General features: G+C 36.5%; 15 protein-coding genes. 12 read left to right on the forward strand and 3 right to left on the reverse strand.

Going from position 1 to position 12821, the window contains the following annotated elements; all coding sequences use genetic code 11:
- Positions 1–213 precede the first annotated feature (213 nt).
- From M0R38_09205 to M0R38_09250, 10 genes are read left to right on the forward strand one after another with little or no spacing between them, the layout of a single operon-like run.
- Complete coding sequence (locus M0R38_09205; protein ID MCK9481919.1) at positions 214–459, forward strand: hypothetical protein; 246 nt, start codon at positions 214–216, stop codon at positions 457–459.
- Between the two features lie 2 nt (positions 460–461).
- Entirely contained in the window at positions 462–1133 is a 672-nt protein-coding gene (locus M0R38_09210; protein ID MCK9481920.1) for a VWA domain-containing protein, read from the forward strand.
- The gene (locus M0R38_09215; GenBank protein MCK9481921.1) at positions 1123–2031 is read left to right on the forward strand and encodes a protein phosphatase 2C family protein; all 909 of its coding nucleotides are present in this window, start codon (positions 1123–1125) and stop codon (positions 2029–2031) included. Before M0R38_09210 ends, M0R38_09215 begins: the two co-directional genes overlap by 11 nt.
- A complete protein-coding gene (locus tag M0R38_09220; protein MCK9481922.1) occupies positions 2003–3538 on the forward strand; it encodes a hypothetical protein in 1536 nt (511 codons plus the stop codon). The genes M0R38_09215 and M0R38_09220 overlap by 29 nt, the downstream gene beginning before the upstream one ends.
- A complete protein-coding gene (locus tag M0R38_09225) occupies positions 3507–5258 on the forward strand; it encodes a DUF4407 domain-containing protein (protein MCK9481923.1) in 1752 nt (583 codons plus the stop codon). The genes M0R38_09220 and M0R38_09225 overlap by 32 nt, the downstream gene beginning before the upstream one ends.
- 2 nt (positions 5259–5260) lie before the next feature.
- Positions 5261–5443, forward strand: a complete 183-nt coding sequence (locus M0R38_09230; protein MCK9481924.1) for a DUF4236 domain-containing protein — start codon at positions 5261–5263, stop codon at positions 5441–5443.
- Positions 5436–5735, forward strand: a complete 300-nt coding sequence (locus M0R38_09235; protein MCK9481925.1) for a hypothetical protein — start codon at positions 5436–5438, stop codon at positions 5733–5735. The genes M0R38_09230 and M0R38_09235 overlap by 8 nt, the downstream gene beginning before the upstream one ends.
- A gap of 56 nt (positions 5736–5791) precedes the next feature.
- Positions 5792–6412, forward strand: coding sequence for a DUF6088 family protein (locus M0R38_09240; GenBank protein ID MCK9481926.1), 621 nt, complete (start codon positions 5792–5794; stop codon positions 6410–6412).
- Complete coding sequence (locus tag M0R38_09245; GenBank protein ID MCK9481927.1) at positions 6399–7415, forward strand: nucleotidyl transferase AbiEii/AbiGii toxin family protein; 1017 nt, start codon at positions 6399–6401, stop codon at positions 7413–7415. Before M0R38_09240 ends, M0R38_09245 begins: the two co-directional genes overlap by 14 nt.
- Positions 7396–7650 carry a hypothetical protein gene (locus M0R38_09250; protein MCK9481928.1) on the forward strand — a complete coding sequence of 85 codons (255 nt, stop codon included), beginning with the start codon at positions 7396–7398 and terminating at the stop codon, positions 7648–7650. The genes M0R38_09245 and M0R38_09250 overlap by 20 nt, the downstream gene beginning before the upstream one ends.
- Positions 7651–8008: 358 nt before the next feature.
- Here M0R38_09250 and M0R38_09255 read toward each other — a convergent pair whose 3' ends face one another.
- The 3 genes from M0R38_09255 to M0R38_09265 are packed head-to-tail and all read right to left on the reverse strand — an operon-like array spanning position 8009 to position 9597.
- Complete coding sequence (locus M0R38_09255; GenBank protein ID MCK9481929.1) at positions 8009–8269, reverse strand: hypothetical protein; 261 nt, start codon at positions 8267–8269, stop codon at positions 8009–8011.
- Between the two features lie 59 nt (positions 8270–8328).
- Positions 8329–8985: a phosphatidylserine decarboxylase family protein gene (locus M0R38_09260; protein ID MCK9481930.1), complete on the reverse strand. Its 657-nt coding sequence runs from the start codon at positions 8983–8985 to the stop codon at positions 8329–8331.
- 42 nt (positions 8986–9027) lie between these two features.
- Entirely contained in the window at positions 9028–9597 is a 570-nt protein-coding gene (locus tag M0R38_09265) for a MarC family protein (protein MCK9481931.1), read from the reverse strand.
- Between the two features lie 249 nt (positions 9598–9846).
- Between M0R38_09265 and mnmE the strand changes: the two genes are divergently transcribed.
- Both mnmE and M0R38_09275 read left to right on the forward strand, forming a co-directional pair.
- Positions 9847–11193 (forward strand): tRNA uridine-5-carboxymethylaminomethyl(34) synthesis GTPase MnmE, encoded by a 1347-nt coding sequence (mnmE, locus tag M0R38_09270; GenBank protein ID MCK9481932.1) that lies wholly within the window; start codon positions 9847–9849, stop codon positions 11191–11193.
- A 218-nt stretch (positions 11194–11411) separates the two neighbouring features.
- On the forward strand, positions 11412–12731 hold the full coding sequence (locus tag M0R38_09275) for an NAD-dependent succinate-semialdehyde dehydrogenase (protein MCK9481933.1): 1320 nt from the start codon (positions 11412–11414) through the stop codon (positions 12729–12731).
- Positions 12732–12821 lie beyond the last annotated feature (90 nt).

Below are 12821 nucleotides of genomic sequence, written 5' to 3' on the forward strand. Positions count from 1 at the left end.
AAGGCAAAATATACAACACTGACAATCAATTAATTATGCACACTTATTGCACTTTTGTTAATACATGCATAATTGATTTATATTTGCCTAATGAAGTTATGGGTGTGGTTGTGCAACAGGCACAGCGTATATAAGAAATGGCACATAAACATTTGTGGTAAATTTCAAGTGTCTGCAAGTGCCACTTCTCATATACGCAAAACGTTATAAGCAATGGTAACGGACAGCGGCACATACAGACAGGCGGACGACAAAGACCGAAGCACGAGTTGGGCGACACACGACCCGACACGCAGAGATTTAATTTTTGCCCCACCCGCATTTTTTTGTTTTTCTGCCGACCCGCAATTGGCACATTTGGTTTTGCCTGACACACAAGCCAACGCTTCGCAAAACCAAAAGAGCCAATTCTTGCCTACACACTTTTTTGTTAAGTTTAAACCAAATAATTCAAAATAAATATGACACAAATCGAAGACATCGGTGAAGTAACCGAAAGCAGAACATTCCATCAACTTGGAATTTTAGTCCTTGACGGTAGCGGCTCTATGCAAGCTATCGGGGATGGAAACATTACTTTGGCTGACAGCGTGAACAGAGCCGTTAGAGAGTTTTTGGGCTATTTTAAAAATAGTTCAATTGCAAACAATTTTTCGTTTGCCGTAATCACTTTTGACAACAATGCTAAAGTTCATACGCCAATTACAGAACTTACAAAAGTTGATGATTTTGGCGACTACAATCCGATGAACGGACACGGTGGCGGAACTTTCATTGGCAGAGCATTAGAAGAAGCCGAGAAATTGGCAAGCCAATTTCTAAACAGCCCCGAAGCATCAAGTATTCCTCACGATGTAAGAGTAATAGTGATGTCTGACGGACTTTGCCAAGCCCCCGACCTTACGAAAACTGTAGCTGACAGGCTAAAACAAAATGACAAGATAATGCTTTGCAGTTCGTTGTTCACACAAGCGGCAAGAGCAGGTGAAACAGAAACAAGCGAAGCAAAAACAGTTCTTGCCGACATAGCAAGTGCAGCAAACCTTTACAAAACGACATACAAGGAAACAGACCTAAGACAGTTCTTTATTTCTTCTATGTCTGCTAAACGAAAATTTGGAAATGAAGGATGAGTTATATCAAAATCCAGTTATTGCCACAGCGACTATCACGAACAAGTCCGAAAATCAGGATTGCAAAGGCGAATTTGAGTGCGAGAACTTTAATGCAATGTTTGTTGCTGACGGTTTAGGCACTTTCAAATACGCAAAACAATCTTCCGAAAGGGTTATTGATTTTTTCAAAACACAAGCAAGTGATTTGAAAGACAACGCAGGAAAAAACCCGAAACCCAAGTTTATTGAAGCGTTTAAACAAGCAAAAGAAAAACTAATTGCCTTTGCAAACGAAAAGATAAACGAAGAAGATAAAAACGAGCAAAACTTATTCGGAACAACTGCAATAACCGTATTTGAAACAGAAGAAAAGATAACAGTCGCTTATGTTGGAAATGGTGCTATTTGGCATATTCGTGGAAATTTTAATGACTTTCCAGATGCTTATTTGTTTCCGTGGAATGCGGTAAACTATCTAAATCCGCATACAATTCCCGAAGGAGGGAAAGAAGCATTATACCGTCTAATTTCTAATAGTGCTGATTTTTCAGAATGTGTTCCGACTGTTTTTGAAATAGCAAAAGATAAAAGTGTAGGCGACATTTTTATGATTTGCACAGACGGAATTTATTCTCCCGACCAAATTAAAGCAGGAAAAAATGATAAAGGTGTTTGGGTTCGTTACGAGCCAACTATGTTGAAATTCTTTGAATACCTGAAACATTTTTTCAAGAACAACCAGCTTTACAACAAAGAAAGTGTTGAGCAAACAATAAATCTGTATTTAGAAAAACTAAAACCAACATTTGACGATGATGCAACAATGGGAATTTTGATAACAACGGAAGCATTGAACTATCAAAACCAAATCAATTGGCTTAAAAAAGATGAAAGCAATTCAGGTAACGAAATTTAAGACATCAGAATTAAATCCTGAATTTAATTCCGTAAAATCAATAGAGATTGAGGACAATCCTTTTGATAGCGGAGCTTTTGGGGAAGTATATTTTTGCAATTCTGTAAATGGAGTAAATATTTCTGCAAAGCAAGTTTTAAAAATATTCATTGATGACGGTTCGGGAAGTGCAAAAAGAGGTTTTGATACCATTGTAAAACTGCAAGAACAGATAATAAACCACAACAATTATTTAAAGCAAAAAAACGAAAAGCCAATACAACAAGTGAATGCTTTGGGGGCATTACCACAATTCAGTTACGAGGGAGTTTTGAATGGTAGAAAAGTTTTGGGGTATTCGGCTAATCTTCTTCCAAAAACTGATTGGATGTTGTTCGGTCAAATTTTTAATGAAGAGGATTTAGACAAGAGAAAACAGCTAAGAACCAATTTTTACAATTTGCCAATTGACCATAGGTTAAAAATGGCTTACGATTTAGTTGAAGCATTTTTTCATTTGGAACAAATGAAATTTATTTATGCCGACCTAAATCCTAAAAACTTTTTCGTAAACGAAAAGGACGGAAAACTTTGTTTAATTGACTATGAGGGCGGAGCAATCAATGACAACCCAGAGACCTACGGCAAGCCAGGCGAATGGCTTGCACCCGAAATTCAGGAGCAGTTGCTCAACAGCAATTCGCCAATCATAAAAGTTGATTTGAATACCGACACTTGGGCGGTTGCTATTGCTGTTCATTTTATGCTTTTCAATTTTCACCCGCTTTTCTTTTTGAAAGTGAGAGGTAAAAAAGAAATGGCAGACTATTTTAAAAAACATAAGTGGGCAGAAATTGATAAAAACAATTCTAATTTCAGAACAGAGGTTTCGGGTATTTATGATTGGTATATTGACAAACTGAAAACACAAATTAAGCCTGCTTTATACAAAGCCTTTTATGATACTATAAACAACGGCTACAAAAACCGCAGTATGCGGTTAAGCTACAAACAATGGTTGAACGTGTTGGGTGGCGTAATGCTTCCACCAACAATAAAAAGTTTTGTTTCTGACAGAACAGCCGTAATCAATGGAGTTCCTGTTACACTGAAATGGAAAATTGAAAATGCTCATACTATCCTCATTGACAATCAAGTTGGAGATGTTACAGGTAAAACAGAAATCAAAGTAAGACCCGATAAAGACATTACATACAAAATCAAGGCAATCGGGCATTTTGGTGAAGCGGAGGCAGAAGTTGATATAAAACTCTTCCCTACCCCTGTTTTAGAGAGCCTGAAAGTGCCAATGCCTGATTTTTCAAGTAGAATAAACTTAAACCCAATCAAAATAAGTTCACCCAAGATTGATGTTTCAATCAATCTGTCAAGTCTTTACAATGAGAAGCCAAAATTTACCGAGCCTTCAATAGATTTAAAGACACTGAAAGCAACGCATAAGCCTAAACAATCTTTATTTAACCTTTCAAGTGTATATGAAAACATCAGACGAAAAATATCAAGATAAAACAATGAGAAAGCCAAGTTGGATACAACGTTTTTTCATTCTTTGTTCGGGTTCGGATAGAGAAATACTGCATCAATGCCCAACTGAATGGAATAAATATGCAGGAATTGGCGGGACAATCTTCTTTACAGGTCTTTTAGCTTCTTTGTCAGGCGGCTATGCCCTTTACACAATATTCAGGGGCGATGCAAACGCTTTTGCTTATGCAATACTTTTTGGGATTACTTGGGGATTTGTAATTCTGAACCTTGACCGATTTATTGTTTCAAGTATTCGCAAAGAAGGAAATCTGCGAAAAGAACTTTTACAGGCTTCACCCCGATTTATCCTTGCAATCATTATTTCAATTGTAATTGCAAAACCATTAGAAGTAAGAATTTTTGAAAGCCGTATTGAGCAGCAAATTTTAGAAGATAAGAGAGCGAAATTAGAAGATGAAAAGTTATCAATTGACAAGTTTAATGATTTAACTAAACTTGAAAACAGCATTCAAAATCAGAATACGGAATTGGGAACTCTTGATAGTTTACGTCAAGGTGACCCGACTAATGATGATTTTAAAAAGTTACTTGGCGACCGAAATTTTGCAATACAAGATTTAAACAATGTATCAAAAGCAAATAACCCGAAAGTTTCGGATTATAATTTTAAGATTAGTCAAATTAAAGGCAATCCCGATAATTACAGGGAAATAAAAGACACAACAGGAATTGTAATTGACCGTAAACTTATTGCAGAAGCAAATAAAAGCATTAACGACCTCTCTTATAGTAGGAATATTCTTTTGAATGAAATCAAAGCTAAGCAAAAGCGTGTAGAAGATTTAGACGCAGAGATACAAAAAGCACGTAACGACTACAAAGCACTAATAGCTCAAAGAATAAATGAAAAGCAAGCCGAAATTGGACAAACAAAGCAAACTAAGGCACAAGCAGACAGCATTGCAAAAATACAATTTGACGAAAGTGTTCAAATTAAAGAAAGAAGCTACACTAATAATTTCATTACCCAACTTGAAGCAATGGGCAATCTGACATCTTCTAACTCTACAATGATGTGGACAAGTTGGATGATTATGCTTTTATTTATAGTAATAGAAACAGCCCCTATACTCGTAAAACTTCTTTCAAAGCGTGGACCTTATGATGAAATTTTGGATAGAGTTGAATACGAACATTACATAAATGAAAAGGAGTTAATTTCTCGTTGGAACTCCAAAATCAATGAACTGCTTGACAAATCGAGAGAAGCCGCAAAACTTGAAGGAGATGCTTTTATGCAGGTTGAAAAGCAAAGGCTTGACCACGAATTAAAAAACAATCAGAAAATTCTTGACGACCTTGCCCAAAAACAAGAACACTTGGCAAAAATTGCTATTGACAAATGGTATCAGGACGAACTTACCAAAACCAATGCAAACTCTATTCAGCAATCGCAAATTACTAAGCCGAAACTTGAAGATACTTTTTGGAAACAAAAAGGTGCAGTTGATAAAATTGAATACTATTTTCTTAACGGCTCTTTAACTGACAATGAATTGCGTTATTTTGAAAACAACCAGATGAATATAGGGAAATGGAGTTTCAATAATGCCAAAGATGAAATTGCGATTGACTTACTGAACAACAAAGTTGAGTATGTGATAACCGAAATCAAAGACACGACTTTGAAATTAAAAGACAAGGCAACAAACGATATTTTAGAATTTGAGAAAGTATAAAAATGGCTTGGCGTTTTAGAAAATCCATAAATTTTGGTTTGTTTCGGACAACTGTTTCCAAAAAAGGAGTTGGAAGCAGTTTTGGTTTTCTTGGTTTTCGTTTTGGCGTTAGCCCTGACGGTAGAAAATATTGGAGTTTCGGAATACCCGGAACAGGTTTGTATTACATCAAATATTATGGATAAAGCGATAAAAATAATTCTTGCTATTCTGTTTTTCCTTTGCTTGCTTGATATGCCTTACGGCTACTATCAGTTTGTAAGGTTTGCAGGACTTGTTGGCTTTGCAATTCTTGCCTACCAAGCCAATCAACAAGGCAGACAAACGGAAATGATTATTTACGGTGGACTTGCTTTGCTATTTCAACCGTTTTTCAAAATTGCACTTGGCAGAGAAATGTGGAATGTTGTAGATGTGGTTGTCGCTATCGGGCTTATCCTTTCTCTTTTTGTGAAGCCGAAAGCAAACAGTTCCTGAAAATCCTTGTTCTGTCGTAAATATTTCCTAAATTTGCGACAAGAAAACAGATAAAAGTGCAAGAAAGCATTGAAATACAGATACTTGACAAGATTAAGAAAGCCAAGAGGGGTTCGCTCTTTTTCGTGGAGAATTTTGTCAGGATAGCCAATGCCAAAACAGCCAATAAAGCATTGGAACGCTTGGTAAAAGCAGGTGAGTTGGAACGGTTTGCCACAGGAATTTATTACCGTCCTGCAACAAGCGAGCTAATCGGGAAATTAACACCAAGCCTTGAAGCGGTTGCCGTTGCCATTGCCAAAAGAGACAGGGCAAGAATTGTCCCGACAGGTTCGTATGCACTCAACCGTTTGGGGCTTTCCACGCAAGTGCCAATGAACATCGTTTATCTTACAGACGGTTCGGCACGAAAAATCAAAATCGGTAAACGAACCATTACATTTAAAAAAGCAAGCCCAAAAAACGTAGCCACAGTTGGTGAAATAAGCGGTTTGGCAATTCAGGCATTAAAGGAAATCGGGAAGGACAAAGTGCTTGACAAAGAAATAAAACACATTCAGGAACTATTAAAACACGAAAAACCGACACGGCTTGAACACGACATACGGCTTGCCCCTGCTTGGATAAGAGAAATAATGTTACCCGTTTTACAAGAAATAGAGAATGAGCAGAAATAGCATACCATATTGGTTTCAATTATCGAAGCAAGACCGACAAGAAATTTTTACAGAAGTTGCCAATCAAAAAGAATTGTCCATAGCGGCAGTAGAAAAAGATTGGTGGGTAGTGCAAACTTTAGCCGTAATTTTTTCAATGGAATGTGCATCGGTTTTGATTTTCAAAGGTGGAACTTCTTTAAGTAAAGGTTGGAATTTGATACAACGCTTTTCGGAAGATATTGACTTAGTGTTGGACAGGGAATTTTTGGGCTTTACAGGCGAACTAACCAAAGGCGACATTCGCAGATTGAGAAGAAAGTCGTATCAGTATATTACAGAAATTTTTACCGAAGAACTGAAAAACAAGTTTGCCGAATTGGGTTTTAAAGACTTGACCGTAAAGTATCGTGAAGTGGAAAATCACGACCAAGACCCTTTGATTATTGAAATCTATTATCCGACCCTTTCCGAAAAAGACAGCTATCTAAAACCTGCGGTTTTAGTGGAAGTAGGCAGTCGTTCATTAAAAGAACCATTTACACAAAGAACTTTCGGAACAATCATATCGGAGATTTTTGCTGACAGACCATTTTCAGATGAACCGATAACTATTCCTGTTGTAAACCCTGAAAGAACATTTTTAGAAAAGATATTCCTGCTACACGAAGAATTTCAAAAAGACACAGACAAAATACGAGTAGAACGCCTTAGCAGACACTTGTATGACATTGAAAAACTTATGCAAACAGAATATGCAGAAATTGCGTTACAAGACCCCGACTTATATAACACAATCGTAAAGCACCGCAGTAAGTTTACACCCATTTCAGGAATTGATTATGACAACCATTCGCCTGACAAAATAAACATCATTCCGCCTGACAAAATCATAAGAGATTGGGAACAAGACTATCAGGCAATGACACAAACTATGATTTATGGAGACTTGTTGAGTTTTGACGAACTGATAAAACGACTTAGAGAATTACAAAAGAGAATAAATGCAATCAGCCGACCCTAAAAGCAAGCACATTGCCAAAGCCGCACAAGCCAACGCTACGACCAAAGCTTTGTCAAAGAGCTTGCTTTGCCTACCCGAAAAGAAAAACAAAAAAATCTTCCCCGCTTCGCAAAAATTAAATCTGCCGACACACCAACCAACAGACAGAAAAAGCGGACTTAAAACAGACCGAACAACGACAGACGGACGAAGAACCACTGCTTATAACATCGGTAGCTGTTGCACAACTCTCTAAAAAAAGAAAAAAACATCAAAAACGGCTTCATTAGAAGCGTTTTAAGCACACTTGTTTTTTCAACTATGCTTTTTAAGTTGGTTTTTTGGGTGGTTTATATAGGAGTTGTGAGCACTGTGATGTAGTCAATAAAAAAACGAAAGGTGTTTTGCGCGGTTGCCTCTATTTTTTGCATGGTTAGCGCTAATTTAAGACGTTTTACAGCATTTTGTTTTTCATTTTTGGAAAAGTCCTTTTGCAAAAGTAACTTCTTTAGAATTGCTTAGAAATGAACCAAATGCTTAGTAGAAATTAATAAACTAAGGGAGTTATTAGCCGCACAAAATATTTGTGCGGCTAACTTTACAATGGGTTACTATTATTTCTTCTTATCAGAAGTACAACAAGATTTTTTGCTCTTCTTTTTGTCTTTCTTGCTACTACAACAGCCATCTTTTTTGTTTTTGTCATCTTTTTTGCAATGGTCGTTGTCTTGTTTTTTTACTGTGTTTTCAGTAGTTGAATTTTCTGAGGTGTTTTCCACTTTTGTATCCTTTTTACTGTCTTTAGGTGGTTCTTGTGCGTTAATTGCTATAGCAAAGAACATAAGTAGGGCAGCGGAAATAATAAGTTTTTTCATAATGTTATTAATTTATATGTTGATATTCTATGCAAAGCTAATACCAAAAAACCAATTTATCAAGACAGGAAGGCTATTTTGCTTACTCCGCCTTTTACTTTGTCGCCAATTTTCACATTAATTTTTGTATCTAATGGCAAAAACAAATCTACCCTTGACCCAAACTTAATAAAGCCCATTTCGTTTGCTTGATTGACTCTTTGCCCCTCTTTTATATACCATTTAATACGCTTTGCAAGTGCACCGGCAATTTGTCTGAACAACACTTCTTTTCCGCTGTCTGTTTTAATTACAAAAGTCGTTCTTTCATTTTCGGTAGAAGACTTTGGATGCCATGCTACCAAATATTTTCCCGGATGATATTTAGCATAAGCAACAACGCCTGAAACCGGGTTGCGGTTGATGTGTACATTAAAGGGAGACATAAAAACACTTACTTGAAGTCTTTTGTCTTTAAAATATTCTGACTCTTCTACCTCCTCTATTACCACTACCTTGCCATCTGCCGGACATACAATAGCATTGTTGTCGGAGCTTAATGTTCTGATAGGGTTTCTAAAGAATTGAAGCACTATTACAAAGAACACGAGCGACAAGACCTGAATACTCTTTTCAAGCCAATAGGGAACACCCAAATAATGTATCCCAGTATTTAACCCTAATAATATGAGGGTTGTTATTAGTAGAATCGTAAAACCTTCTCTGTGAATTCTCATGATTAACAATAATAAAGACGCGCAAAAATAGGCTTTTGAAAATTACAGTAAGGTAAAATTATTTTTGAAGATTTTCATTGCAATTGCGAGCAAGATAATACCAAAGAACTTTCTCACAACCATTAAACCACCCTTGCCCAGAGCCTTTTCTATTCTTTGTGTAGATTGCAAGACGATATAGATAACCAGCAAGTTTATTACAATACCTATCAAAATACTGTTAAACTGAAAATCTGCCTTCAGCGACATTACGGTTGTTAAAGTACCGGAACCGGCAATTAACGGGAATGCAATTGGAACAATACTTCCTGTTTTAGCGTCCACATCATTTTTGAACAGTTCTATTCCTAACACCATCTCCAAACCAATAATGAAGATTACAATTGAACCGGCTAACGCAAAGGAATGTATATCTACACTGAGCAATGCTAAAAATTGCTCCCCAAAAAACAAAAATGCAAACATTAACAAACCTGAAACCAAGGTAGCTGTTTTGCTTTGAATATGTCCTAACTTCTCTCGTAAATTGATTATAATTGGCACCGAACCTATTACATCAATGACAGCAAAAAGCGTAAAGGTAACTGTAAGTATTTCTTTGAAATCAAGCATAAAATGATGTGTAAATCAACGTGCAAAACAAGGTGTTTTTTTGTAATATTCTGTGGTGGAAAGTGCGTTTTTTAACGGATGTTTATTTTGTTTTATAATTGGGTTAAACCAAAATCAGGTTTGATTCTTTGACCTATAAACGTTTTAAAGAATAGACCTAAAACCATATAGATAATCACCATGTTACAGAAAGATTTTTTGTAAAATTTCTTTGCCACTTCTTTGTAGTAGTCATGTTACTTTGTACCCATGTTACAAGAAGGGGTCATCATTGCACTTTCGACAGCAGGCAATCGCTCGGCAATACATGTTATTCGTATGTCGGGCGGAGGGTGTATAGAATTGCTAGAAAAAATATTTGTTGGAAAAAAACTTGCAAACATTCAAACCAATTCAATGGTTTATGGCAAAATTGTTTATCAAGACGAAGAGATTGATGAAGTGGTTGTTTCTGTTTTCAAATCACCACATTCATTTACAAAAGAAGATGTAGTTGAAATCAGTTGTCATGGTTCCCCTTTTATCAGTCAAAGAATCATTGATATTCTGATAGAACTTGGAGCAAAGCCTGCGCTGCCGGGAGAGTTTACCCAAAGAGCTTATCTGAACGGACGTTTTGACTTAGCACAAGCAGAAGCAGTTGCTGATTTGATAAATGCAGAATCTGAACAAGCCCGTAAAATTGCTTTTTCTCAGTTGAAAGGCGAAGTTTCTAACCAAATTGAAATTATTAGAGAAACGCTGTTGGAATTTCTCTCTTTGTTAGAACTTGAACTTGACTTCGCAGAAGAAGATGTTGAATTTGCTAATAGAGAGCAATTGATGGAAAGAATCAATAAAGCAGAACGTTATATTCAAAAACTCATCCAATCTTTTGGCTCGGGAAACGCCATAAAAAAAGGTATTCCGCTTGTAATTGCCGGAAAACCAAATGCCGGTAAATCAACGCTGCTTAATCGGCTTTTAAATGAAGACAGGGCGATTGTTTCTGACATTGCAGGCACTACAAGAGATACAATAGAAGAGAGTTTTTTATTTAATAATCTACAGTTTCGTTTGATTGATACTGCAGGAATTAGACATGACACAGAATCTGAAATTGAGAAACTTGGCATTGAAAGAACCTTGGAAAAAATTGAAAAAGCAGAAATAGTTTTCTATTTGGTTGATGCAAGGCATATTGATGAAGCAGAGGAAGAAATTTTACAACTTCAACCCCATCTAAACAAAATCATTTGGGTACTTAACAAAAGCGAGTTTTTAGAAAACAATATCAAACTACCTCCCCAAGATTGGGTAAAAATATCGGCAAAGTCCGGAAGTATTGAACCCTTGTTGAACAAACTCAAAGACTTTAGCAACAACAAATACCTTAGCAATGATATTACTATTTCCAACACTCGACATTTAGCTGCTCTTAAAGACTCTTTACAATCAATTCAGAATTCAAAAAAGAGTTTGTCTGAAGGACTTTCTGGCGAAATCGTAGTATTTGAACTGAAAACAGCACTGGAACAACTCGGGACAATCACAGGTCGAATCACCAATAATGACGTGCTTTCATCAATCTTTTCCAAGTTTTGTATCGGAAAGTAAGTTTCACTTATACCGTGTCTTTTAACGATATTGCCCCATCTGAGGTATTCATACTTTTAGGTATGTAGAAAATGACACACTAAAGTCAGTACATAAAATAAGCTGAGAAGTAAGTACACTATACGACTTTGTTTGTCCAAAAATTATAAATACCACCTTTGTCTTTTTATACCTTTGCGGAGCTATTAAATAAATAGCACCATTATTTGCAGTTTATCATGTCAATCGAGTATATATCAACAGAAGAAGCTTTCAATAAAATCGAAAAAGCAAAGCAAGTTTATGAAAGGCATCGTGCCCAATTTCACAATAGACCCATAAAAGCCATTAGAAAAGCCGCAGAAATTTTACTTGCCAATAAAAAAGAGTTTGCCAAAACCCTTTCTTCTGAAATGGGAAAACCGGTTTCAGAAGCAATAGCAGAGATTGAAAAATGTGCATTAAACTGCAATTATTATGCGGATAACTGCAATGATTTCTTAAAAGACAGAGAATATTCTACAGAGAATTACGATGCCATTGTGCGTTATGAGCCAATGGGAGTTATCTTGGGAATTATGCCGTGGAATTTTCCTTTTTGGCAAGTTTTTAGGTTTGCCGTTCCCACAATTCTGGCTGGCAATACGGTTTTAATCAAACATGCGGACAATGTTCCTCAATGTGCAAGGTTGCTGGAAGAAATCTTTATTAAATCAGGTTTTGAAGTAGGTGTATATCAAAATTTACCCCTTGAAGAGAAAAACGTAGTTCATGTAATAGAACACCCGGCAGTCAAAGCAGTTTCATTGACAGGTAGTGAAAAGGCAGGTTCGATTGTAGCGGCACAGGCTGCAAAAGTGATTAAAAAATCAGTGTTAGAACTGGGCGGAAGCAATGCTTTTATAGTTTTAGACGATGCCGACTTGGACAGTACCATAGAAAAGGCAGTCAATGCAAGGTACAGAAATGCGGGACAGAGCTGTATTGCAGCCAAAAGATTCTTAGTTCAAGAAGGAATTTATAATGCATTTTTAGAGGGGTTTTCTGCAAAAGTACAAGAACTTAAAATGGGAGACCCGCTTGATCCGGAAACCGATATTGGACCTTTGGCAAGGGTCGATTTGGCTATAAAACTCGAAACACAAGTAAACCAATCGGTGAATATGGGTGCCAAGGTTTATATTGGAGGACACAGGGGCGACAGATTTTTTGAACCCACTATTCTCACAGATGTAACACCGGAAATGCCGGTTTTTAAAGAAGAAACATTTGGACCGGTTGCAGCTGTCATTAAGTTTAGAAACTTTGACGAGGCAATTAAACTAAGTAATCAAACCGACTTTGGGCTTGGCGTATCAATCTGCACTAAGAATGTAAAAGAATATGCTCAATTTTCACATTTGTTCGAAGAAGGAGCCGTATTTTTCAACCAATTAGTGCGCTCAGACCCTAAACTTCCGTTTGGAGGAGTAAAACATTCCGGTTTTGGCAGAGAATTGTCAGAAGAGGGAATCAAAGAGTTTGTCAATATCAAGACAATCTTTTTTTCTAAGATTTAAACAAATTGAAAATAAGGTTATGTAGAATCTTTTTAATTAACGTTTAGAGCGAAATCAACCCGTCAAAGAGAACAAAAATCAATACATTTG

This window comes from Bacteroidia bacterium (assembly GCA_023228875.1).
Taxonomy (GTDB): Bacteria; Bacteroidota; Bacteroidia; order NS11-12g; family UBA955; genus JALOAG01.